The 21,256-nt window shown below is 65.0% G+C and carries 17 protein-coding genes; 7 read left to right on the top strand and 10 right to left on the bottom strand.

The genetic code is table 11. The features are described 5' to 3' along the window. Positions 1–156: 156 nt before the first annotated feature. Together AC5JBD_RS07700 and AC5JBD_RS07695 are read left to right on the top strand one after the other, a co-directional pair. Positions 157–972 carry a glycosyltransferase gene (locus tag AC5JBD_RS07700; RefSeq protein ID WP_495721166.1) on the top strand — a complete coding sequence of 272 codons (816 nt, stop codon included), beginning with the start codon at positions 157–159 and terminating at the stop codon, positions 970–972. Continuing rightward, the gene (locus AC5JBD_RS07695) at positions 956–1,714 is read left to right on the top strand and encodes an NUDIX hydrolase (protein ID WP_495721165.1); all 759 of its coding nucleotides are present in this window, start codon (positions 956–958) and stop codon (positions 1,712–1,714) included. The genes AC5JBD_RS07700 and AC5JBD_RS07695 overlap by 17 nt, the downstream gene beginning before the upstream one ends. Here AC5JBD_RS07695 and AC5JBD_RS07690 read toward each other — a convergent pair. Continuing rightward, the gene (locus AC5JBD_RS07690; RefSeq protein ID WP_495721164.1) at positions 1,711–2,625 is read right to left on the bottom strand and encodes a class I mannose-6-phosphate isomerase; all 915 of its coding nucleotides are present in this window, start codon (positions 2,623–2,625) and stop codon (positions 1,711–1,713) included. The two genes, AC5JBD_RS07695 and AC5JBD_RS07690, sit on opposite strands and share 4 nt — an antisense overlap. Before the next feature lie 94 nt (positions 2,626–2,719). Here AC5JBD_RS07690 and AC5JBD_RS07685 point away from each other — a divergent pair, with 94 nt between their 5' ends. Beyond that, positions 2,720–3,436 carry an extensin-like domain-containing protein gene (locus AC5JBD_RS07685; RefSeq protein ID WP_495721163.1) on the top strand — a complete coding sequence of 239 codons (717 nt, stop codon included), beginning with the start codon at positions 2,720–2,722 and terminating at the stop codon, positions 3,434–3,436. Here the strand turns inward: AC5JBD_RS07685 and amaB are convergent. From amaB to AC5JBD_RS07670, 3 genes are read right to left on the bottom strand one after another with little or no spacing between them, the layout of a single operon-like run. Beyond that, entirely contained in the window at positions 3,433–4,953 is a 1,521-nt protein-coding gene (gene amaB / locus AC5JBD_RS07680; protein WP_495721162.1) for an L-piperidine-6-carboxylate dehydrogenase, read from the bottom strand. The genes AC5JBD_RS07685 and amaB overlap by 4 nt on opposite strands. Further along, positions 4,950–6,104: an aminotransferase gene (locus AC5JBD_RS07675; RefSeq protein ID WP_495721161.1), complete on the bottom strand. Its 1,155-nt coding sequence runs from the start codon at positions 6,102–6,104 to the stop codon at positions 4,950–4,952. The genes amaB and AC5JBD_RS07675 overlap by 4 nt, the downstream gene beginning before the upstream one ends. Next, a complete protein-coding gene (locus tag AC5JBD_RS07670) occupies positions 6,101–6,895 on the bottom strand; it encodes a DUF72 domain-containing protein (protein WP_495721160.1) in 795 nt (264 codons plus the stop codon). Before AC5JBD_RS07670 ends, AC5JBD_RS07675 begins: the two co-directional genes overlap by 4 nt. A 101-nt stretch (positions 6,896–6,996) precedes the next feature. Between AC5JBD_RS07670 and AC5JBD_RS07665 the strand changes: the two genes are divergently transcribed. Next, on the top strand, positions 6,997–10,161 hold the full coding sequence (locus tag AC5JBD_RS07665; protein ID WP_495721159.1) for a helicase-related protein: 3,165 nt from the start codon (positions 6,997–6,999) through the stop codon (positions 10,159–10,161). A 108-nt stretch (positions 10,162–10,269) separates the two neighbouring features. Here the strand turns inward: AC5JBD_RS07665 and AC5JBD_RS07660 are convergent, their stop codons facing one another. Both AC5JBD_RS07660 and AC5JBD_RS07655 read right to left on the bottom strand, forming a co-directional pair. Then, complete coding sequence (locus AC5JBD_RS07660; protein WP_495721158.1) at positions 10,270–11,748, bottom strand: ATP-binding protein; 1,479 nt, start codon at positions 11,746–11,748, stop codon at positions 10,270–10,272. Positions 11,749–11,823: 75 nt separating this feature from the next. Next, complete coding sequence (locus AC5JBD_RS07655; protein ID WP_495721157.1) at positions 11,824–13,695, bottom strand: S8 family serine peptidase; 1,872 nt, start codon at positions 13,693–13,695, stop codon at positions 11,824–11,826. 537 nt (positions 13,696–14,232) lie between these two features. Here AC5JBD_RS07655 and AC5JBD_RS07650 point away from each other — a divergent pair. Next, entirely contained in the window at positions 14,233–15,300 is a 1,068-nt protein-coding gene (locus AC5JBD_RS07650; RefSeq protein ID WP_495721156.1) for a S1 family peptidase, read from the top strand. Positions 15,301–15,428: 128 nt separating this feature from the next. Here AC5JBD_RS07650 and AC5JBD_RS07645 read toward each other — a convergent pair whose 3' ends face one another. Further along, positions 15,429–15,893: a hypothetical protein gene (locus AC5JBD_RS07645; RefSeq protein ID WP_495721155.1), complete on the bottom strand. Its 465-nt coding sequence runs from the start codon at positions 15,891–15,893 to the stop codon at positions 15,429–15,431. A 242-nt stretch (positions 15,894–16,135) separates the two neighbouring features. Continuing rightward, a complete protein-coding gene (locus AC5JBD_RS07640; RefSeq protein WP_495721154.1) occupies positions 16,136–18,190 on the bottom strand; it encodes a DEAD/DEAH box helicase in 2,055 nt (684 codons plus the stop codon). Between the two features lie 131 nt (positions 18,191–18,321). Here AC5JBD_RS07640 and AC5JBD_RS07635 point away from each other — a divergent pair, with 131 nt between their 5' ends. Next, a complete protein-coding gene (locus tag AC5JBD_RS07635; RefSeq protein ID WP_495721153.1) occupies positions 18,322–18,963 on the top strand; it encodes a ComF family protein in 642 nt (213 codons plus the stop codon). A gap of 4 nt (positions 18,964–18,967) precedes the next feature. Continuing rightward, on the top strand, positions 18,968–19,831 hold the full coding sequence (locus AC5JBD_RS07630; RefSeq protein ID WP_495721152.1) for a helix-turn-helix domain-containing protein: 864 nt from the start codon (positions 18,968–18,970) through the stop codon (positions 19,829–19,831). 141 nt (positions 19,832–19,972) lie between these two features. Here the strand turns inward: AC5JBD_RS07630 and AC5JBD_RS07625 are convergent, their stop codons facing one another. Both AC5JBD_RS07625 and AC5JBD_RS07620 read right to left on the bottom strand, forming a co-directional pair. Then, a complete protein-coding gene (locus tag AC5JBD_RS07625; protein ID WP_495721151.1) occupies positions 19,973–20,611 on the bottom strand; it encodes a hypothetical protein in 639 nt (212 codons plus the stop codon). Next, positions 20,611–21,246, bottom strand: a complete 636-nt coding sequence (locus tag AC5JBD_RS07620) for a hypothetical protein (RefSeq protein WP_495721150.1) — start codon at positions 21,244–21,246, stop codon at positions 20,611–20,613. The genes AC5JBD_RS07625 and AC5JBD_RS07620 overlap by 1 nt, the downstream gene beginning before the upstream one ends. Between the last annotated feature and the right edge of the window lie 10 nt (positions 21,247–21,256).

Genomic DNA, 21,256 nt, shown 5'->3' with positions numbered 1-21,256 from the left:
AGCGCTGCAATCGCACTGCAGAGGTCAGGGGTTCGATTCCCCTCAGCTCCACCAGCCGCAATCTGATGTAGCGGCTAGGTTTTCGTCACGGCTTGAGTATCGGCGATGGTGGCAGAGGCGATTGCGGCGGCGCGCTACAATGGCCTATGAAGTGGCATGTCGCAGCTTCCGGTCTGGCTCTATTGGGAGGGACCGGCGCCGCCCTACATCGAGCTTTGCCTCGAGATCCTGAAGCGCCACCACCCGGAGGCGAGGGTCCTCGACCGCGCCGGCTTCGACGCGCTTTGGGTCCACGAGCGCGGCCTCGACATCGACGCGCTGGCGCTCAACCACAAGTCCGACTTCATCCGTGCCTATCTGCTCGCTTATCATGGCGGGCTCTACATCGACGCCGACTGCATCCTCTTCCGCCGTCTCGACCTGGTGCTGGCCGCCGCCGAGGAGCATGGCTTTGCCGGATACCGCGAGCCGCAGGGCTATATGAGCTGCAACTTCATGGCCGCGCTGCCGAGGGGCGCCGTCATCGCCGATCACTATCGGCGGGTCGTGGAGCGGATAAGGCAGGGGCCGCCGTTCCGCTGGCTGGACCTCGCCTCGACGCCGATGGATCTCGCCGTCGCTGGGGCGCCCGTGCCGATCGCGCAGTTGCCGACCAAAGCGGTGATGCCGCTCGCATGGAACGACACGGTCGAGCTTGCGACGATCGGTTCCGATGCCGCACATGCGCGCCGCTTCGCGAGGAACTGTCTCTGCTACATGCTTGCCAATGCGACGATCAAACGGACGCCGGAGACGCAGCGCTTCCTCGGCATGTCGCGCGAGGCGCTGCTTGGCGATGGCAGCTTCCTCGGGTTTCTGTTCCGCCTCGCGATCGCGGCCGCGAGCGCAGGTCCGAACCGGGAGGAACCCGGCGCCGATTGGACGGCCTCGGCCGCCGGCCGTAAGAAGCGGCCAGATGACCGATCTCCCTGACCCGATCCCCGCCGCCACGCTCATCCTGATGCGGCCATCGAGCGGGGGTGCTCCAAAGCTCCTGCTCATGGAGCGGACCAGGAACATGGCCTTCGCCGCGGGCGCTTTGGTCTTCCCGGGCGGCCGCATCGATCCAGACGACCATCTCCTCGCCGAGCGCATCGGCGGCGGCGACGAACATATGGCGGCAAAGATCGCGGCGATCCGGGAGACGATCGAGGAGACTGGGCTAGCGCCTGCACTTGGGGCGAGCGTTGACGGCAGAGTGGCGAGTCAGCTTCGCCAGGAGCTGGAGGAAGGCGCGCCGTTCTCTGCCCTGGTGGACGCCTTCGGGCTGTCGCTCGATCTCGCCGCACTGACGCCGCTTGCGCGCTGGTGCCCGACCTTCAAGGAAGCGCGGCGGTTCGACACGATGTTCTTCATCACCGAGGCTCCGATCGGCCCGACCGAGGCGAGCGCAGCCGAGGCGGAAGCGGTTCGCATCCTGTGGGCCACGGCGCGTGACGTTTTGGACGAAGCCGACAGCGGCCGCGCCCGCATCATCTTCCCGACCCGACGCAATCTCGAGCGGCTGGCGCGCTTCGCCTCCCTCGAGGAGGCGCGCGCCGATGCCGAGCGGCATCCGGTCCAGAAGATCGTGCCGTGGATCGAAGAGCGCGACGGCGTTCAGTGGCTCCGCATCCCCGACGATGCCGGTTACCCGGTCACCGCCGAATTGCTGGAGACGGCGCGGCGGACCTAGGCGGTCTTGCGCAGCGGCGCGTCGCGATAGCGGCGGCGCTGAAGCGGTATGAGCTGCGGCGGATCGAAGCGGATAGCGTCGAAGCTGCGAACCTCCGCTCCCAGATAGGAGACGAGCAGGTCGGCGCCGTCTGCGACCATGATCTCGACATCGCCCTCGATCAGCCAGGCGGAGCCGGGCTCCAGCGGCTGACCGTCGATGCTGCCACCGCCCCGGAGCGGCATCAGCCAGATCGGTTTCGCCGGATCGGCCGAGAGAGTTCCGCGCCCACCGCGTTGCCAGCGCTCGAGGACGAATGCGCGGCCATCGGCAAGGATCTGGCGCGCTCCGTCCAGCACATAAGGCGGCGGAGGCGCTTCATATGGGCCAGGCGTCGCGACATTGATCGCATTGTCGAGATGAAGCTCGCGCGGCCGCCCGTAATCGAAAAGCCGGTAGGTGACGTCGCAATTCTGCTGGATCTCGATCAGCGTCAGCCCCGGACCCACAGCATGGATGGTGCCCGCAGGGGAGTAATAGCTGTCCCCGGCTTCGGCGGCCCGCCAGTTGACCAGTTCCTCAATGCGTCCGTCGGTCGCCGCTGCGCGCAGCTCCTCCTTGCTCACCGCATGGCGGAGCCCGATCGCAATCTCGGCGTCGGGCTCGGCCGCGAGAACCAGCCACGCCTCGTCCTTGCCGCAGGGATAGCCCAGCGCATGGGCGGCTTCATCGTCCGGATGCACCTGGATCGACAGCCGCTCGGCCGTGAACAGATATTTGACGAGCAGTTCGGGGCGGCCGCCGTGCGGATCCTCGAAATGGATCTCGCCCACGGGCGCGGCGTCGTCCGCAACCGTGCCGAATGCCGGCGGCAGATGGCGCTGCCCCCAGACCTTCTCGATACGGCGCGCGACCAGGCGACTGGCTGTCATGGCTTTCCGGCAAACCTCGTTTCACGAGCGACGGAAAGCATCTTTATGGACGCAACCCTAACAACCTTCAAACGTCCGTGCCAAATCGATGCAAATGCTCCGCTTTCTGAAGATTCTTCTGCTGCTTGGCGTGCTCGCCTTCGCCGGCATGCTGCTTTGGGGCTATGCCCGCAGCCATCCCGAGGACCTGCCGTGGACCGAACTCGACCTGACGCAGCCGGTCGGCGCCTTCACCGGCCGCAAGCTGACCGGGGTGAGCGGCGACGAGTGCCGCGCTCTGCTGGGCCGCGCCGGCATCCGCTACAACGCCCTGCCTCCGCGCAACCCGGGAGGACAGTGCGGCTACGAGAATGCGGTGCGCTTCCGCCCCGGCGGCGCCGTGCAGATCGCCTTCGCGCCGCGCGATCTCGGCACCAGCTGTCCGGTCGCGGCAGCCCTGGCCTTGTGGGAGTGGCACGTGGTCCAACCGGCGGCGCTCGAACATTTCGGCAGCCAGGTCGCCACGATCGACCATTTCGGAAGCTATAGCTGCCGCCGCATGTACGGCCGCTCGGAAGGTGCCTGGAGCGAGCACGCCACCGCAAATGCCGTCGACATCGCCGGTTTCCGCCTGGAAGACGGCACCCGCATCTCCGTGCTCCGCGACTGGGAGAAGGAAGGGCCGCGCGCCGCTTTCCTGCGCGATGTGCGGGACGGTGCGTGCAAGCTGTTCGCGACGGTGCTCTCGCCCGACTACAATGCTGCGCACCGCGATCATTTCCACCTCGACCAGGCGGATAGCGGCGCGATGGGCTGGCGCGCCTGCCGCTAGTCGGGCAGCGTGAAGTCGATGCCCTGGGCGAGCGGCAGCTCGCGACTGTAGTTGATCGTGTTGGTCGCGCGCCGCATGTAGACGCGCCAGCTGTCGGAGCCGCTCTCGCGGCCGCCGCCCGTCTCCTTCTCGCCGCCGAACGCGCCGCCGATCTCCGCGCCGGACGGACCGATATTGACGTTGACGATGCCGCAATCGGAGCCGGCCGGGCCCATGAAGGTCTCGGCCTCGCGAATGTCGGTGGTGAAGATGGACGACGAGAGGCCCTGCGGCGCCGCATTGTGAAGGGCGATCACATCCTCGAACCGCTCGTAGCGCAGCACGTAGAGGATCGGCGCGAAAGTCTCCTGCACGACCACGGTCGTCTGGCCCGGCATTTCCACAATCGCGGGGCGGACGTAGAAGGCGTCAGGCAGGCTGTTGCCGTAGAGCCGCTCGCCGCCGAAGACGATGCCGCCTTCCCCTGATGCCCTTGCCAGCGACGCCTGCATGTTTTCGAATGCCGCCTCGTCGATCAGCGGGCCGACGAGCGTGCCCTTGTCCAGCGGATTGCCGACGGCGACAGTGGAGAAGATCGTCTTCAGCCGCGGCACGAGCGGCTCGTAGATGCCGTCCTGCACGAACAGGCGGCGGAGCGTCGTGCAGCGCTGCCCGGCCGTGCCGACGGCGGAGAAGGTGATCGCGCGGCTTGCCAGCTCGAGATCGGCCGAGGGCGTGACGATCATCCCGTTATTGCCGCCGAGTTCGAGCAAAGGGCGTCCGAAGCGGGCAGCGATGCGCGGCGAGACCTCGCGGCCCATGCGCGTCGAGCCGGTGGCCGAAACCAGAGGCACGCGCGGATCATCGACAAGGGCGGTGCCGACCTCGCGCCCGCCCTGCACCACCACCGACAGCTTCGCGGGCGCATCGCCGAACCGCTCCATGGCGCGTTCGAACAGGGCCTGCACCGCGACTGCCGTGAGCGGCGTCTTCTCCGACGGCTTCCACACGACGGCATCGCCGCAGACGAAGGCGAGGCAGGCATTCCACGCCCAGACGGCGACGGGAAAGTTGAAGGCGGAGATGACGCCCACCACGCCCAAGGGGTGCCAGGTCTCCATCATGCGGTGTCCGGCGCGCTCGGTCGCGATGGTGAGGCCATAAAGCTGCCGCGACGCGCCGACGGCGAAGTCGCAGATGTCGATCATCTCCTGGACCTCGCCGAGCCCCTCCTGGAGGATCTTGCCCGCCTCCAGGCTGACGAGGCGGCCGAGCGGCTCCTTCTCCTCGCGCAGCACCTCGCCGAACAGGCGAACGAGCTCGCCCCGGCGGGGCGGCGGGACCAGGCGCCATTGCAGGAAGGCGTCGTGCGCGGCGCCGGTCGCCTCCGCCACCTCCTGCGGAGTCGAGGAGCGAACGCGGCCAATCACCTGCCCGTCGATCGGCGAGCGTGCTTCGAGATCGCCCTCGCCAAGCGGCGGCAGCCTCAGCCGCTCCCAGAGTGAGGCGAGCTCCCGGCGGGAATCGAAACCATTCATCCGAACAAGGCCTTTGCTGTGCGCAGCCGCTCCACCCCTTCCCGGATCGTGTCCGGCTGCTTGGCGAAGCAGAGCCGCACTACGTTAGTAGCGGGATCAGCATCGTAGAATGCGGAAACAGGGATCGCCGCCACTCCGGCTTCACGCACGGCGCGTTCGCAGAAGGTGATGTCGTCGGCGGCGATGCCGGACTGGTCGAGGTCGATCGAGACGAAATAGCTGCCCTCCGCAGCCAGCGGCACGAAGCCCGCCTCCCGCAGCGCTGCCATCATATTGTCGCGCGCGGCCACGAAATTCCGCCTCATCGCGTCGAAATAGGCATCTTCCTTGCCAAGCCCGTAGGCGACCGCGGCCTGGAGATTGGGCGCGGTGGCGAAGGTGACGAATTGATGCGCCTTGGAGATCGGCAGGGCGAGCGCCTCCGGCGCGAGGATCCAACCCACCTTCCACCCCGTCAGCGAGAAGATCTTGCCGGCCGAACCGACCTTCACCGTCCGCTCGCGCATTCCGGGCAGCGCGGACAGCGGCGAGTGAGACTTGCCGTCGAAAACGATATGCTCCCACACCTCATCCGAAAGCGCGATGAGATCGTGGCGCAGGCACGCATCGGCGATCACGCCGAGTTCCTGCCGATCGAACAGCCGCGACGTCGGATTGTGCGGATTGTTGAAGATGACGAGCCGCGTGCGGTCGGTGATCGCCTGCTCGACCGCCTCGGCGGTGATGCGCCAGTTGGGCGGCATCAGGCGGACGAGGCGCGGCACGCCGCCGGCGCGGCGAACCAGCGGAAGATAGGCGTCGTAGAGCGGCTGGAAGAGCAGGACCTCGTCGCCCAGCGACACCAGCGCCATGATCGCGGCGGCCAGCGCTTCGGTCGCCCCCGACGTGACGGTGATCTCGTCCACTGAGAGGCTGAGATTCTGATGCCCGGCATAATGCGCGACCACGGCCTCGCGCAGCTCGGGCAGGCCGCGCATCGGCGCATATTGGTTGGAGCCCGTCAGCAGCGCATCGGCGGCCTTCGCGAGCACGTCCTGCGGCCAGCCGAAATCAGGAAAGCCCTGGCCCAAATTGATCGCTTGGTGCTGGGCGGCGAGCCCCGACATGTGCGCGAAGATGGACGTCGGCAGCTCGGCGAAGAGCGGGTTCATAGCCGCTCGATCAGCGCCCGGGCGGCGAGCGGCGCGCGCACCTTCGCCCCGCTGATGAAGAAGACGTAGCTGTCCCGCGGTGCCGATGCGGGAGGCTCGGCGGCGTAAGGGAGGCCCGGCGGGCTCTCGCCGCCGGCCCAAGCCTTGGCCGCATCCGCCCAGCGGTCGAGCGCCTCCCCGCTATAGCCGCTCGTCTCCTCCTCCACGCAGCGCTGGAGGCGTGCATAGGCGATCTCGCCGCTGAGGTCCGGGATGCAGGGATAATCGGCCGCATCGGCGAAGACGATGCCAACGCCCGCCGCCCGTGCCATCGCGACGAACTCGGGCGTTCGAAAGCTCTCGTGACGCGGCTCGACGACGTGCTGGAGCTTGACGCGGTCCTGGCTCTTCGGGAGCAGGTTCAGGAAGGCCTGGAAATCCTCCGGGTCGAACTGCTTTGTGCCCATGAACTGCCAGAGGATCGGTCCCAATTTGTCGCCGAGCTCCGTCAGCCCTTGCGCGCAGAAGCGCTCGATCCCCTCGCCGCCTTCGCCGAGCACCTTGCGGTTGGTGCAGAAGCGCGACGCCTTGATCGCGAATTTGAAGCCGTCCGGCACCGCCTTCGCCCATTTGGCGAACAGCTCCGGCTTCTGGAGCTTGTAATAGGTCGCGTTGATCTCGGTCGCGGTGAGTTGGCTCGCCGCATATTCGAGCTGCTTCGTCTTCGGCAGGCCCGCCGGGAAGAAGGTCCCCCGCCAGGGATCGAAGTCCCAGCCGCCGATGCCCACCCTGATCGTGCCCGAAGCTGCCATGACGTTGCCCCTAAGGCGGCAGCCCCGGCTTCGTCCAGCCGTCGCGGAACGTCGGGCGACAATGCGGGTTGGGCAGGTTCTTGCCAGGACACTCCTCCACCATGCTTCTCGACACTGCAGCCGATCGCGCGACCGATGCCGATCGCGACGGCGACGCGCCCGCCACCAAGGATGCCGTCTTGGGGCCGACGCTGGCGCGCCTGCTCGCAGCCGTGGAAGATGGCGACGTGCTCTATGTCGCGTCGAGCGAGCAGCGCGCCGAAGCCATCGCCAATGCGGCCGCCTCGCTGACCGATGCGCTCGTCCTCTGGTTTCCGCCGCAGGACACGATGCCCGGCGAGAATGCCCCCTCCTCGCCTGCGATCGCCGGTCGGCGCTTCGCCGCCCTGCACGCATTGCACGGACGCGACGCCGGTCACGTCCTCTTCGTGACCGAAGCGACGGCAGCCGCGCAGCGCATCGCGGCGCCCGGTGCCTATGAGGCGCCGCTCCGCACCCTGCGTCCCGGCGACGTCCTCGAGGTCGACAAACTGGCGGCGGAGCTGGAGGCGATCGGATATTTCGCCGACGAGCGGGTCGACGAAGCCGGCGAACTGGCCATCCGCGGCGCGGCGATCGACCTCTTTCCCGCCGACTCGGCCGGCCCGGTGCGCATCCACCTCGACGAGGGCCGCATCGAAAGCATCAGCCCCTACGATCCGGTGTCCCAGCTCGGCGAGGAGGATGAGGAACTGGAGGCGCTCCAGATCTGCCCGGCTATCGAGCCCGAGCCCGGTGCGGAGGCGGTCACCCTGTTCGATCATCTGCCGGACGCCTCGCTTGCTCTGGACCCCGAAGCGGAGGCGCGCCGCGGCCAGTTTCTCGAGCTGGCGGAAGAAGCGGGCGCGAAGCGCGGGCTCGTCAGCGCAGGGGCGTGGCGACAGGCGCTGAAGAGAAGCGACAGGATCGATCTCTTGGAGGGCGCCGAGCAGCCGGGCGCCCGCTTCGTGCAGGCGCGAAGTCCCGAACGCGCATTCATCGCAGCGCTGAAGGAGGCGCGCGAGCGTGGCGACAGAATCGTGGCAGCGGGCTCCGAGCGAGACCTACGCTTCTTCTCCCGCCGCATGGAACGGCGGCTGGGCGAAGCGCCGCGCCGCATCACGCTGTGGAATGAGATCGATGCCGCCGATGCGGGCGAGATCGTCGCCATCGCTGCCGAGCTGGAGCAGGGCTGGACCGAACCCGGCCTCATGGTTGTCGCGGCCGCCGACCTCCTCGGCGGGCGCGCCTTGGCGGCCGCGGGCCCGGCCGCGAACCCGCTCGCGCAGGAGGTGGCGGATTTCCACATCGGCGACGCCGTCATCCACGAGGATCATGGGCTCGGCGTGCTGCGCGGCATCGAGACGGTGACCCCGGCCGAGGCGGAGAGCGATGCGATCCGGCTGGAATATGCGGGCGACACGCAGCGTCTGATCCCGATCGAGGAAGCGGACCGGCTGTGGCGTTACGGCGCCGATGCCGAAGCCGTGACCCTCGACCGGCTGGACGGCTCCAGCTGGACGAAAAGGCGCGCCGAGCTCGACCGGACGATTGCCGAGACGGCGCGGCAGCTCGTCGGGCTCGCCGCCGAGCGGGCGAAGCGGAAAGCGGCCGTGCTCGACCCGCCGGTGCGCGATTATGAGCGCTTCTCCGCCGGCTTTCCCTTCTCGGAGACTGCCGACCAGGCTCGGGCGATCCAGGCGGTGCGCGACGACCTCGCCTCGGGCAAGCCGATGGACCGGCTGGTGGTCGGCGATGTCGGCTACGGCAAGACGGAAGTGGCGCTCCGGGCGGCGGCGATCGCTGCGCTGGCGGGAAAGCAGGTCGCGGTGGTCGCGCCGACCACGGTGCTCGTCCGCCAGCATATAGAGACCTTCGCCCGGCGCTTCGAGCGGCTGAAGATCAAGGTGGCTGGGCTGTCCCGCCTCTCCTCCGCGGCCGAAGCACGCGAGGTGAAGAAGGGGCTCGCCGACGGGTCTATCCAGGTCGTGGTCGGGACTCAGATGGTGGCCGGCAAGGGCGTAGCCTTCAACGATCTGGCGCTGGTGATCATCGACGAGGAGCAGCGCTTCGGCGCCGCCGACAAGGCGAAGCTGCGGGGGCTTGCCGGGGACGCGCATGTGCTGACGCTGACCGCGACGCCGATCCCGCGCACGCTGCAAACCGCGCTTGTAGGGCTGCAGGATCTCTCGCTGATCACGACACCGCCGGCGCGGCGCCTGCCGACCCGGACGGCCGTCTCGAGCTATTCGGCCGAACGCGTCCGGCCCGCCCTGCTGCGGGAGAAGAAGCGCGGCGGCCAGAGCTTCGTCGTCGTGCCCCAGATCGAGGATATGGAGCCGATGGCGGAACGGCTCGGCAAGCTGGTGCCCGGCCTCAGCGTCCGCGTGGCGCACGGCAGGATGCCCGCAGCCGAGATCGACGAGGAAATGGTGCGCTTCGCATCCGGCGACGGCGACATCCTGCTGGCGACCAACATCATCGAGGCAGGGCTCGACATACCCTGCGCCAACACGATGCTGATCTGGCGCGCCGACCGCTTCGGCCTCGCCCAGCTCCATCAGCTGCGCGGTCGCGTCGGCCGCGGCCGGGTGCGGGGCCATCTCCTGCTGCTCACCGAGGAAGGCGCGGAAATCGCGCCGGCGACGCTGAAGCGGCTGCGCACCATGGAAGCGCTCGACCAGCTCGGCGCCGGCTTCGCGATCAGCGCCCGCGACCTCGACCTGCGCGGCGCCGGCGAATTGCTGGGCGAGGAGCAATCAGGCCATATGAAGCTGATCGGCCTCGGCCTCTACCAGCATCTGCTCGGGCAGGCGCTGCGCGTGGCGCACGGGGAAACGGTGGACGATTGGACGCCCGAGCTTCACGTAGCGGGCGGACGCCTCCCTAAGGGCTGGATCCCCGAGGAGGAGGTGCGGATCAACCTCTATGTCCGCCTGGCGCGGCTCGACTCGGCAGCCGCACTGGACGCGATGGCCGACGAGCTCGAGGACAGGTTCGGCACCCTGCCACCTGAAGCGGCCGCCCTGCTTGCCCTCGCCCGCATCCGCCAACTGGCTCGCGAGGCAAGGATCGAGCGCGTCGATGCCGGACCGGCAGCAATCGCCCTCACCCCGCGCCGCGGCTTCAAGGGCAAGGCGCCGGGCCTGCAGAAGAAGGACGGCCGCCTGCTTCTCAAGGAGCGGATCGAGGATGAGGGTGAGCGGCTGGCGAAGGTGCGCGAGTTGCTGGAGTCGCTCCTGCCCTGACAACCTCATCCCGCTCGGGCTGAGCTTGTCGAAGCCCTGCCCATTCGTTTGGCGCAGGAAGAAAAGGACAGCCCTTCGACAAGCTCAGGGCGAGCGGGGCTCTGGGGATCAGCGCCTTCTTGCCGGCCGGGCCAGGCGCGAGGGCTGCTCCGGATCGGGGAGGGCGGGCGCGGTGGTCCAGCCGAGATGGGGCAGCGAAATGGACCGCTTGCCGCCGAGATCGATGCGGGAGACGACGATCCCCTGCTCCTCCATATAGGAAAGAAGCCGGCGCACCCGCCCGGTGGAGCTGGTGCCGTAAGCCTCCGCCATCAGCGCATCGGCTGGGCATTCGGCGCCGTCATGCGCCGCCTTCGCCAGCAGCAGGAAGGGTGCGAGCATCTCGTCCGGCAGCGCGGCGCCGATCGCCAGCGCTTCCTCCCATTCCGGCACGTCCTCCACCCCTGCCCTCGTCATAGCCAGGCGGCGGCGAAAGCTGCCGAGATCGAGCGCCGCGCTTCCGACGCCGCGCATCCGGCAGCGCAGCAGGAAATCCTGATAGAGCGCGGCGGCCGGCTGATAGGCGGAGCCGGGCTCGGCCACGATCTCCAGCAAGGCGCCCCCGATCACCGCCTCCCGCTCCTCGTCCGAAACGGACGGTTCGGCAGGAAGCGCCGGCTTGGGCGCATCGATGCTCCGGATCATCTCCTCCACCGGACGCGGTGGCGGTGGCATGGGGGGCGCCGGCCGCGGCGTCTCCTCGTCGGCGGCGAGCAGCGCCGCCATGTCGATCGGCTCGCGGCTCGGCAGCGGCACCAGCTTGGGGCTGGCGCTCCGCGCCTGCGTTCGCACCGGGCCGATCCGCACCTTGATCGGCCGGCGCGAGATGGCCGGGCCGAGGGCGAGGAACTGGCCGCGCTCGAGGTCGCGGATCACCTCCGCCTGGCGCCGCTCCATGCCGAGCAGGTCGGCGGCGCGAGCCATGTCGATGTCGAGGAAGGTGCGGCCCATCAGGAAGTTGGACGCTTCCGCCGCCACGTTCTTGGCCAGCTTGGCGAGGCGCTGAGTAGCGATCAGCCCCGCGAGCCCGCGCTTGCGTCCCCGGCACATCAGGTTGGTCATCGCGCCCAGCGACGCCCGCCGCGCCTCGTCGCTGACCTCGCCGGCGACGGCGGGGGCGAAGACCTGCGCCTCGTCGACCACCACGATCGCCGGATACCAATGCTCGCGCGGCGCCTCGAACAAGGCCGACAGGAAAGCGGCGGCGCAACGCATCTGCGCCTCGAGCTCCAGCCCCTCCAGGCTGAGCACCACCGAAGCGCGATGCTCGCGGATCCGCTCCGCCATACGAGCAATTTCGGTGGTGCTGTAGGCGCTCGCCTCGATGGCGACATGCCCGAACGCCTCGCCGAGCGAGACGAAATCGCCCTCGGGATCGATCACGATCTGCTGGACATGCTCGGCGCTGCCCTCGAGCAGCCGCCGCAGCAAATGCGACTTGCCCGAGCCGCTATTGCCCTGGACGAGCAGGCGCGTGGCGAGCAGCTCCTCGAGGTCGACCCCCACCGAAGCCGCGCCGTCCTCTCCGATGTCGATGCTGAGGGCCATGAATACGCAAGACTCTGAAACGCAACGAAGTCCCGCGACGCACCGGCGCCGCGGGACCTTCAAACAGACCCGCTATCAGGACTTGCGGGCGCGCTCCAGTGCCGCCGTCGGGTTGATCACCTTGAGCTTGCGCGTGCCTTCCTCGGTGGCCGTCTCTTCGATGATTGCGCGGACCTGCGAAACCGAGAGGTTCGGGTTCACCGCCAGCATCTTGCCGGCGAGGTTCGTCACCTGCGGCGCGGAGAGCGACGTGCCCGAGATGTTGATCGGCATGCCGCCCGGCACCTTGCTCGGCACTTCGAAGCCGTTGGCATAGACGTCGATCGACTTGCCGTAGCTGGTGAAGCCCGCCGGCTGCAGCGCCACGTCGACCGCGCCCACCGTGATCACGTTGGGCAGGTTGAGCCCGGCCGGGAAGCTGCGGACGAAGTCCACATCCTCGTCCTCATTGCCCGCGCCGGCAACGAACAATATATCCGGCGCGCCGCGGAAGCTCTCCTCCAGCGCCTTGTTAACGGTGTCGAAGATGCCCTTCGCCCGCGCCTTCCGCTTCTCCGGATCCGGCTCGGTGCTGGCGAGGCTCGCCGCGATCTGCGGCTCGGTGATGCGCCAGCTCATGTTGACGACGCGGACACCGTTCGCCTTGTAATAATCGACATTGTCGCGGACGTACTGGGCGAGGTTCTCGGCGACCTTCTCGTCCATCGGGTCGGAGACCGCCTGGATCTTGTAGTCGAAGCGGCCGTGCATCAGCTTCGCGCCGGGATTGCCCTCGCCCGACGTGTAGCCGGTGGCGGTGCCGTGCAGATAGAGGCCGACGCGGCCCATCTGCAGCTGGAACGGCATCACCTCCGCGGCCTTCAACGTGCTGATCTTCTGACGGAGCGCACCGGCCTCCGGGCTGTCCACCGCAGCCTGCTGGTCGAGGGAGCCTTTCACCAGCTTCAGCGTGGCATCGATGTCCTTGAGGTCCTCGGCCGGCATCGGCCGGAGCGCTCCGGTCGAGCGCTTCCAATCGGTGTCGAAGGCGATGCCGTGAACGTCGTCCACATAGCCGTTGCCGTCGTCATCCTTGCCGTTGGCGACTTCCTTCGCGTTCTTCCAGAGCTGGTCGCCGAACACCTTCGGGTCAAAGCCGCCGTCCCAGATCGCGATCGTGACCGGCTGCTTCACCTCGCTGGGGGCGAGCTTGACCAGCCGCGGCGTCCAGCGATCCTCCTTCACCGCCGCCGATTCCGCCTTCACGCGCTTGTCGAGCACGGCGAAGATCGTCTCCTTCAGCGGCACGATCTCGGTCAGCGCCAGTCGCGATCCGACCACGCCGGCGCCCATGCCGAAGCCGACCTTCATGTTCTGGGCCGCCGCATTGGCGTCGAACGCGCCCTGCAGGCTGCCGACCATCACGTCCTTGCTCATCAGCTGGAACTGACCGCGCATCGCCTGAAGCGCATCCTGCGCGACCGTCCAGTCAAGGCCACCGACGGTCTTCTCGAGCTCGGCCTGGAACGCGGCGCGAAACTTGGGATCGTCCTCGCCCACCGCCAGCGCGGCGCGCGCATAAGCGTTGCTGAGCAGACCGGCCATCGCCTTGGCCGCCGGCTTGTCCTCCAGCGCGCGGATCTCCTCCGACAGCTTCAGCGCATCGTCGAAGCGGTTCTCCGTCAGCGCCACCTGGAGCAGCACGGCGCGCACCTGCTTGGCCGTCGCCTGGTCCTTGATCTCATAATCGTTGAGCAGCCCGAGCGCATGCGCCTCGACCTTGTCTTTGACCGCATCGAACCCGGCGCCGCCCTCGACCGCAAGCTCGCTCGGCTTCTTCGGCAGCTCGATCACCACCGGCGGTACGTCGGACGCGCTCTGGATCACCTTCTTGCCCTGCGCCTGAGCGACCCCTGCGCCGACCAGCGCCAGCACCAGCGCCATAGCGGTGCCCGTCTTCATCTTCATCGCATCCCCTCCCCATGGAATCGCGTGACTCAACCGTCACTGCGCCAAGGCTACGATGCTAAGTTGCGGATTGACTAGGAGAATCTGCGGATGGCCCGTCGGCGTCTACGAACTGCTAACGAAGGATTGGCTGGGGCGGCAGGAGACTGAATATCTGCCGTTAGCCCTCTAAGCTATTGAAACTACGAACGACTTTTCCGAGCGAATTAACCGTGGCTACAGCTCATGGCTACAGTCGCGGCCCTCGGCGCGGCGCTAACCGCGATCGGGAAGTAAGGATTCGCACGAAGGGGAGCGCGGATCAAGGACGTACGGGGCAGCCGAACGTGGTCGGCTTCAGACCGGCAGGTTTAGCCGCGCCCGGCAGGTAGATACTCAAATCGAGCTTCGGCTTCTCTAAACGCTAACCATGGCGTACGATCCGGACGATCGTCACCTGCGCCTCCAAGCGCGCCCTGAAATGCTACATTGAAACTCGGCGTCGGTCGCCCGACCATGCTGCCGAATTGCCGACCCTCATAAGGAGGAGGTCGCCTAATGGAGATTGAAAAGAGTCCCTTTCACGAGACCTATGTCCGCGCCGCCGGCGCAGTTGCGTATGTGGCGGTCATCGACGCCAACGGCGATGAGGGGATCGGCTCATGCTTCCACATCGGCGACGGGATTTTCGTCACGGCGCGGCATGTCGTTGAGAATATGCGCATCAAGGAAATGGCGACGACGAAATCGGCGCGACTAACCAGTGAGGCCGGCGGCGAGGTGATGCCGCCGCGTGTCTTGGCAATAGTGGACGGGCCCCATTTCGGGCCGGACAATCTCGATGTCGCAGTATTCCGGGTGAACCTAGACGAGGCCCCCCTGCCCGCAATCGCGGTAAGCGGCCACACCGAATATGACATTGAGGAGCACGATCTCGTTCTCGCCGACGTGGTCATCCTCGGCTATCCGCCGATCCCTTATACGACTATTCCTGTCCAAGTCGCGGCGCTTGGGCAGGTCAACGCCGTCGTTCGAGTTTGGCACTCCCCCGTGAGCCACTTCATAGCCTCGACCATGGCGCGTGGCGGCTTCAGCGGCGGGGTTGCGTTAGACCGGTCCGGCCGCGCGCTGGCGCTGGTGACCGAAAGCCTAGGGACCGACAAGTCTCTCGTGGAGACCGGTTATACCAGCTTACTCTCGATTGCGCCGGCAGTCGACCTTGCCGCGGAGACATACGGCTTCAGCCTCCACGGATCGGGGCTCGGTCGCTATACGGATATGCTGATCGGAATACGATTTTCGCAGCCCACTACCATCAGCCTAAGCTCCTATGTCTACGACGCGCATGTCTTCGTTTACGACGACAATCGCGATGTTTTCATCGAGCTCCTGTGCAACGACGACGCGCTACTCGAAATCATTAAGGATGCGTTCGATGCAATCGTGCCGCTGGAAGTGCAGAAGCGGGAGACTGGCCTTGGCTGGTTCACGCCGGTCGACAATCCGGCGCCCGCCCAGCTAATCGCCGCAGCTGAGGCCGCTCGTGACGCCCTAACCGGCGCCGGCTATGTCGAGGTTGCCGCTCAGGCGAGCGACTGGCAGTTGAAGTCATGGGGCGGATCCTGAACGCGTCCGCCGCTACGAACTAAACACAGGCTGTGCCTTCTCAAGGCGTTCGTGGTCAGGCTAGAGGGAAACTATTGCCGCGCCGGAATGGCTCGGGGGCCCAAGACCGAGGGGAAACGCGTCGATTTTCATAGACCCCGACGTCTAACAGCCGCGATAACTTTCCGATTTATTGAACGCCTGCTCGCCAACTGCCGCTCAGACAGGTTGCGCTTCCGCATAGTGCTCTGCTGGAACTGGTATTCCCAATCGTTGATGACTCCGCGTTCGTGAAAGAATGCGGTTGCATCCGGGCCGATCGCTTTGTCCATGTCGGCTCGGACGCGCTTTAAAGACTGGAAGATCAAATCGGAGCGGAAGCCCAGAAACCGCTTCACGCACACGTTGCCGACGTCCACCGATTTTGCCGTTGTTGCATTGGAGATGGTGCACAATTCAATGATCGGAAAATGACCGCACAGACAGGTCTCGGGCTCATCGGCTTCGGAGATCTCAACAAGCCGCCACTCTTTTTTGGCCACCTCCCAATCCGTGGCCCGGCTCAGCGTCAAGATAGCGGCCTTGAGCTTCTGAAAGTTGTACCCGTCTCCCATTCTCCATCCTTCAGCTCCCAGGCGGTGACATCCCGAGCCCTTCGTAGATGACCTTTAGCTTTGCCCAGGCCGCATCTAGCATAGGCTTCGCGGCGTCTCGGCTATAACTGTAGTCGTCGTTGGTCGCGTTTGTGCGAACAACGAGGCACCACTCGCCTTTCGCGATGATTTGAGAGTTCCTTCTACATTTACGCCGGCGCTGCGCCTGCTCTATCTTCACATCGATTAGAATGTCCCTGACTTTAGCCATTGTTCTTCCTCTTTAGGGAGTCACGCACGTTGTCTCCCAACATATCGAGCGCGGCTAATGCGTCCTCGTTGTCGCCCGCGCCGGGCGCCCCGCGGCTCCCGGATTCAACCCCGAGATGGTCGTTGATCGCCTTGTTCAGCAGCGACGTAACGGCTGCCCGATTGTCACGCCCCGCGACGGTCTTGTCTCGCTGACCGACCTCACGGCCGACTGGCGAGAGCTTCAGATCTTTGAGGATGCGGGCGACGACGGAGCCTGTGCGTTCGGACAACCGCTTTCGTGCGCCAACTCGCCGCGATTGGGGCTGCACCGGAAGGTCGCCCGCACTGCTGACCTGGGACAACTCCTCCTGCTTTCGGCGCAGCGTCTCCCTAAGCTTGTCCTTCGCGACGACGTCGCGCAGGCGCAGGCCGGCGCCAATCTCGTGATCCAGCATCTCCTCGAGGACACGATCGTCCTCCGGGTCCAAGAAGGACCTGCTGATGAACGAGCCGACGATCTCGTTATCAACCAACATCCCGACGTCGAAGCGACGAGGCTCCCCTGAGCCATGCCCGTCACCATTATCATCGCCGGCTTCGAGCCACTTTTGGACCATCGCCTGGTCATCAAGATCTAACTCGCGGAAATCGTCCCAATGCGCGTCGGTGTTCAACCCCACATGCGAAACTACGTAGGCATGATTGTCCGGGTGGTCCGGCTTCGCCTCATGGACGACGCGCATCACGCGCCCGACGAACTGGATGTATGGCGACAGGCTTGCGAACGGCCGGAAGATCGCTGCGACGCTCAGGGGCGGATGATCGAAGCCTTCACCAAGCATCTGCACCTGCACGATGCAATCGAGCTTGCTGCTGCGGAGATCGGAGAGAACTGCTTCCTGCCTATCGCGGTCCATCTCGCCGTAAATCTCGGCCGCCCTTAAGCCCCGCTCTTCGTACAATCCACGCACTTGACGGGCATGGTCGACGGAACAGGCGACAGCGATAAGTTGGTGACGGAAGCCGCTACGCTCTCGCAGCTCCTGAAGGTATTTGATGCTGGCGTCTACGATATGACGGTTACATTCTGGCGCCAACGCCACGCCCCTCCGGAACCAGGCATGTTCCCGCAAGGCCAATACCTCTTCCAGGGTGTGCCGTTTCGTATCGTCTCGGTAGGTGAAAGACAGCTCCGATGGCGCAACGTTCCGAGAGTGGATCTGCTTGATATACCCCTTCACCATCGCCCGAGTGAACGGGTAGCGATAAATCACCTTGCCGACCGGCCGAGTTCCGTCGCTCCGGAATGGCGTCGCCGTCAGGCTGATAACCTTGGCATTCGGAAAGCGATCGAAGACCTTCGACCAGCTCGGAGCCACATTGTGATGGCCCTCGTCGATCATGATCATATCGAAATAGTTCGGCGGAAACTGCGGGAGCCAACGATCGGCCGAGCTGGCTAACTGGTGGATGTTGGTCACGACGAACTGACTTGCGTTGCAGTCGTGGAGATTTGCATCGACGCCATCCAAAACAGCACGAAATGGCCCTGCGGAAAAGTCATGGAGTGCGCCCGTTCGCCGCCAGAAATTCTTGGGATTGCTGATGTCGAGCGACTCCGCGACACCGGATCGGATCGTCAAGTTCGGTGTAATGATGAGCGCTCGCCCTTTGGCGATGCCGAAGGGTAATGTCGCAATGACGCCGGTCTTCCCGCATCCAACGGGAATTTGCAGGATCACCGGCTCGTTCGAGACTTCGAAGTGAGTCCGCACTGCCCGATGGGCGCCCTGCTGCGGCTCCCGAATCTTGGCGTTTGCCTCAATGTCCGCGGTCAGAGTCTGAAATATATGGTCCGGCTCATCGGCAGCCTGTTCGGCACGCCGATACTCAAGCCGGAAGGGCTCAAGATCAGGCCGTCGATAGAAGCGATAGCCGCTCCCCGGGCGACGCACCGGCTTGAGCTTGCCGGAGGCATCCCACCGCCGAAGCGTGTCTTTCGAGACTCCAACATACTCAGCGGCATCGGCCAAGGTTAAAAAATCGGGCGTGCTGCTGTGTGACATACTGCAACCTTATGCAACCTTATGCGGTCAGTCAATCCTCTTGATGATGCTCCTGGCACGTCAAAGGTCGGGCGAGACCCACGCCGTCGCCCCGACGCCCTTGCATCTCATACAAGATTTTGTATATCCGTGTGACCCCGGCAGGCGGGTGTTTCAAACGGCTGCAAGGAACACTCTTCGTCATGCAGGTTCAAGTTCGGAAGCTCGAAGGCAGTTGGGACCTTGGTTACGCGCTCCACAAGCATACGCTCTCGAGTGTCTACCTGGGTGACGACGAGTATGGTCATCCACGGTTCGACACGACGCGCTCCGAACCTGGAGAGGCCCTATACCAACTGAAATATCGAGCCGACTGGAAGCAGGTGCAGCCGCTTGCTGCTCAGGTGCAGCACTCACTGCTGCCGTTGTTCGGCAAGATCGGCCTTATTATTCCTATGCCCGCCTCCACCGTGCGAGCACGCCAACCGGTCAACGAGATCGCCAACGAACTCGGCAAGCTGACGAAAACGCCGGTGTTCGACGACATTATCGTGAAGGCCCCCGCCCCCGCGGGTAGCCAGCAGCTCAAGAACCTGCAGGGCCGCGAGGCCAAGGACGCTGCACTGGAGGGACGGTTCAGCATCAATCCGTCCATCACCAACGAAGGGTGTTGGAACGCGCTCGTCCTTGACGATCTCTTTGACACTGGCGCCACGATGGACGCCGTTTGCAGAACACTGCGCACGTACAAAAAAATCAATCATATCTACGCCGCTACAATCACATGGAAGTGATGGCATGACCACTGTCTTTATAGCCGGATCAATATCCATTAGCCGCCTGCATGAGAAAGTGGCTGATAGGATCAACAAAATTGTGAGTTCTGACTTCCACGTTGTCGTGGGAGACGCGGATGGCGCAGACACCTCAATTCAGGAATGCCTCAAACGGTATCAGGCCAAAAAGGTGACTGTGTATTGCACCGGGGACTCGCCCCGGAACAATGTCGCAGAATGGCCGGTTCACAGAGTCGTCTCGAAGGCGAAGACGGGCACGCGCGCCTATTTTACGGCCAAAGATCTAGAAATGGCTCGAGACAGTGATTACGGTCTGATGGTATGGGACTGCAAAAGCACCGGCACGCTTAGCAACGTCATCGAGCTACTCAAAGGAAAGAAGAAGTCAGTCGTGTTCGTGAACAAAAAGAAGGATTTTGTCACGGTATCCGACAAAAAGGGCTTAGAACATCTCGTCGCCTTCATGTCAGATCACGCTCGCGCCAAGGCGGAAGAAAAGATTGGGCTCGCTGGGAAGATCGCCGGAATCGGACACGAGCAGTTCTCCTTGGATATTGGCGCAGACAAACACCCATCGGCGGATGTGGTGACTGAGCCTAACCTCGCAACGTCTTTTGAGACGAGCCAAGCCACAAGCGAGAGCGCGAAGCTCCGCACGGCGCTTATGGCAGCCCTCAAAGACTATATTGTTCGAACGGGTTTGAGCCAGTCCCAAGCGGCTAAAGTCTTTGGCGTGACCCAACCGCGGGTATCGGATCTGTCTCGAGGCAAGGTCGACCTGTTCGGACTCGACGCGTTGGTCAATATGGCCGCAACTGCCGGCCTGCGCGTGGAGATGCAAGTTCGCGAACCTGGTGTCGTATGAGGGTAATGGGTCGTTTTCTTTAGTATTGGTGCGGGCGCCTAGAACGCTCGAGTTGCCATCGCGCGGGTGAGTTCGCGGTCCGGGCCCACAGGACGAGTGGACCGGGCCTTTAGACCCGGTCCGACACCAAGGCCCGTCGCCTCAACTCTCCCGTGCCTTCAACCAGGCCGTATGGAAGGCGGTCCAGGACTCGTAAGCCTCCCGCTGGCCCGCGTCCGACGCGATCGACCGCTCGATCTCAGCCCAGCCCAAGCGACTAATCCGCCTTGGAAAGGCGATGCAATGGCAATGCCCCGGGTTCGAGCTTCCCCACAAATGAGGAGCGTGAAGAACCATAAGGACGGGAACCTGACCAAAGTGGGACCGCACCCAAGCCCGGACCATTTCGAAAGGCTCGATCAGGTTGGCCGCGTTCGGAAAGCGGATCGTCACTTGGGCGAAGGCATTCACCTCGTGCTTCGGCAACGTCTCCTCATATCTCCGAACCAGATAGTCACGGCACATATATTCCTGGGGGGCATCGAGCGGTAAAATTAGGTCGACCTTTGCCGCCGAGGCCAGGATCTCGCCCCCGGCCGAACGGACGGGGTGCACCTTCTTGTCTATCCGTCCGGCGATGCTTTCGCGGTCCTCACCCTCCCCCCAGTAAGCGCGGGTGAACGAGAAGTTCTCGCTGCGACCCGCACCGTCATGGAACAGCTTGAGCTCGGCTAGGGTAGCTGGCACGGACGCGGTCGCAGCTGCCGAAGACGCTTTCCGGGGTTTTTTCGCGGCAGCCATTAGAACCATCCCTTCACGGCGACGGACAGGAACTCCTTACCCCTGACCAAGCCGAGGTGGCGCTCGCCTGCGTCGGCAAACGGGGCGCGGTCGAAGACCTCAAGGCCGAGCGGCGTCAGACGCAGGAACCGTTCCTCACCGGCGCTGGGAATCAACCAGGCCGCTTCGCTGGGGCGAGGCATCCACATCCGGTAGACACAAAGAGCATGGTCTTCGCCGACGCCCTGAAAGTCGAACGTCACCCGGTCGGGGGCATCTCCGGCCCGGACGATGAGAATGTTGAGACCAGCAGCGGCGCTCATATCGGCCGCCTCGCGAAGAAGGAGGGGACGCTCGCATCCGGTGCCGCCAATGATCAGGCTCGCCTGCGGCATGTAGAGGCAGTTGACCAGACGCGGGTCGAACCGCTCCGGCTCGGCCTCTAGGGGCCCGTCGACGACGAGCGCGGTGGCGAGCATCAGCCGGCGGGCCGCCGTGCGGGGCTCGGGCATCGGGTCGAGAGAAATGCTCGGCCGAAGGGCGGGTTGGTAGTTCATGGTTAGACTTTCTGTTTCAAAGCGCGCGACGGCCGAGCTCGATGGTCGCGAGCAAGATTTTTCATCCTTTTCGCTCAGCCACAGGGCTGCTCCCTCCAATTGAGGCGCC

This window comes from Allosphingosinicella sp. (genome assembly GCF_059502505.1).
Note: the sequence above shows the minus strand (reverse complement) of the source record. Positions and strands in the feature narration are given on the sequence as shown.

What these genes read in the sequence shown, in the direction of transcription:
- AC5JBD_RS07700 (WP_495721166.1), top strand. Translation starts at nt 157, where the DNA reads ATGTCGCAGCTTCCGGTCTGGCTCTATTGGGAGGGACCGGCGCCGCCC.
- AC5JBD_RS07695 (WP_495721165.1), top strand. Translation starts at nt 956, where the DNA reads ATGACCGATCTCCCTGACCCGATCCCCGCCGCCACGCTCATCCTGATG.
- AC5JBD_RS07690 (WP_495721164.1), bottom strand. Translation starts at nt 2,625, where the DNA reads ATGACAGCCAGTCGCCTGGTCGCGCGCCGTATCGAGAAGGTCTGGGGG.
- AC5JBD_RS07685 (WP_495721163.1), top strand. Translation starts at nt 2,720, where the DNA reads ATGCTCCGCTTTCTGAAGATTCTTCTGCTGCTTGGCGTGCTCGCCTTC.
- amaB (WP_495721162.1), bottom strand. Translation starts at nt 4,953, where the DNA reads ATGAATGGTTTCGATTCCCGCCGGGAGCTCGCCTCACTCTGGGAGCGG.
- AC5JBD_RS07675 (WP_495721161.1), bottom strand. Translation starts at nt 6,104, where the DNA reads ATGAACCCGCTCTTCGCCGAGCTGCCGACGTCCATCTTCGCGCACATG.
- AC5JBD_RS07670 (WP_495721160.1), bottom strand. Translation starts at nt 6,895, where the DNA reads ATGGCAGCTTCGGGCACGATCAGGGTGGGCATCGGCGGCTGGGACTTC.
- AC5JBD_RS07665 (WP_495721159.1), top strand. Translation starts at nt 6,997, where the DNA reads ATGCTTCTCGACACTGCAGCCGATCGCGCGACCGATGCCGATCGCGAC.
- AC5JBD_RS07660 (WP_495721158.1), bottom strand. Translation starts at nt 11,748, where the DNA reads ATGGCCCTCAGCATCGACATCGGAGAGGACGGCGCGGCTTCGGTGGGG.
- AC5JBD_RS07655 (WP_495721157.1), bottom strand. Translation starts at nt 13,695, where the DNA reads ATGAAGATGAAGACGGGCACCGCTATGGCGCTGGTGCTGGCGCTGGTC.
- AC5JBD_RS07650 (WP_495721156.1), top strand. Translation starts at nt 14,233, where the DNA reads ATGGAGATTGAAAAGAGTCCCTTTCACGAGACCTATGTCCGCGCCGCC.
- AC5JBD_RS07645 (WP_495721155.1), bottom strand. Translation starts at nt 15,893, where the DNA reads ATGGGAGACGGGTACAACTTTCAGAAGCTCAAGGCCGCTATCTTGACG.
- AC5JBD_RS07640 (WP_495721154.1), bottom strand. Translation starts at nt 18,190, where the DNA reads ATGTCACACAGCAGCACGCCCGATTTTTTAACCTTGGCCGATGCCGCT.
- AC5JBD_RS07630 (WP_495721152.1), top strand. Translation starts at nt 18,968, where the DNA reads ATGACCACTGTCTTTATAGCCGGATCAATATCCATTAGCCGCCTGCAT.
- AC5JBD_RS07625 (WP_495721151.1), bottom strand. Translation starts at nt 20,611, where the DNA reads ATGGCTGCCGCGAAAAAACCCCGGAAAGCGTCTTCGGCAGCTGCGACC.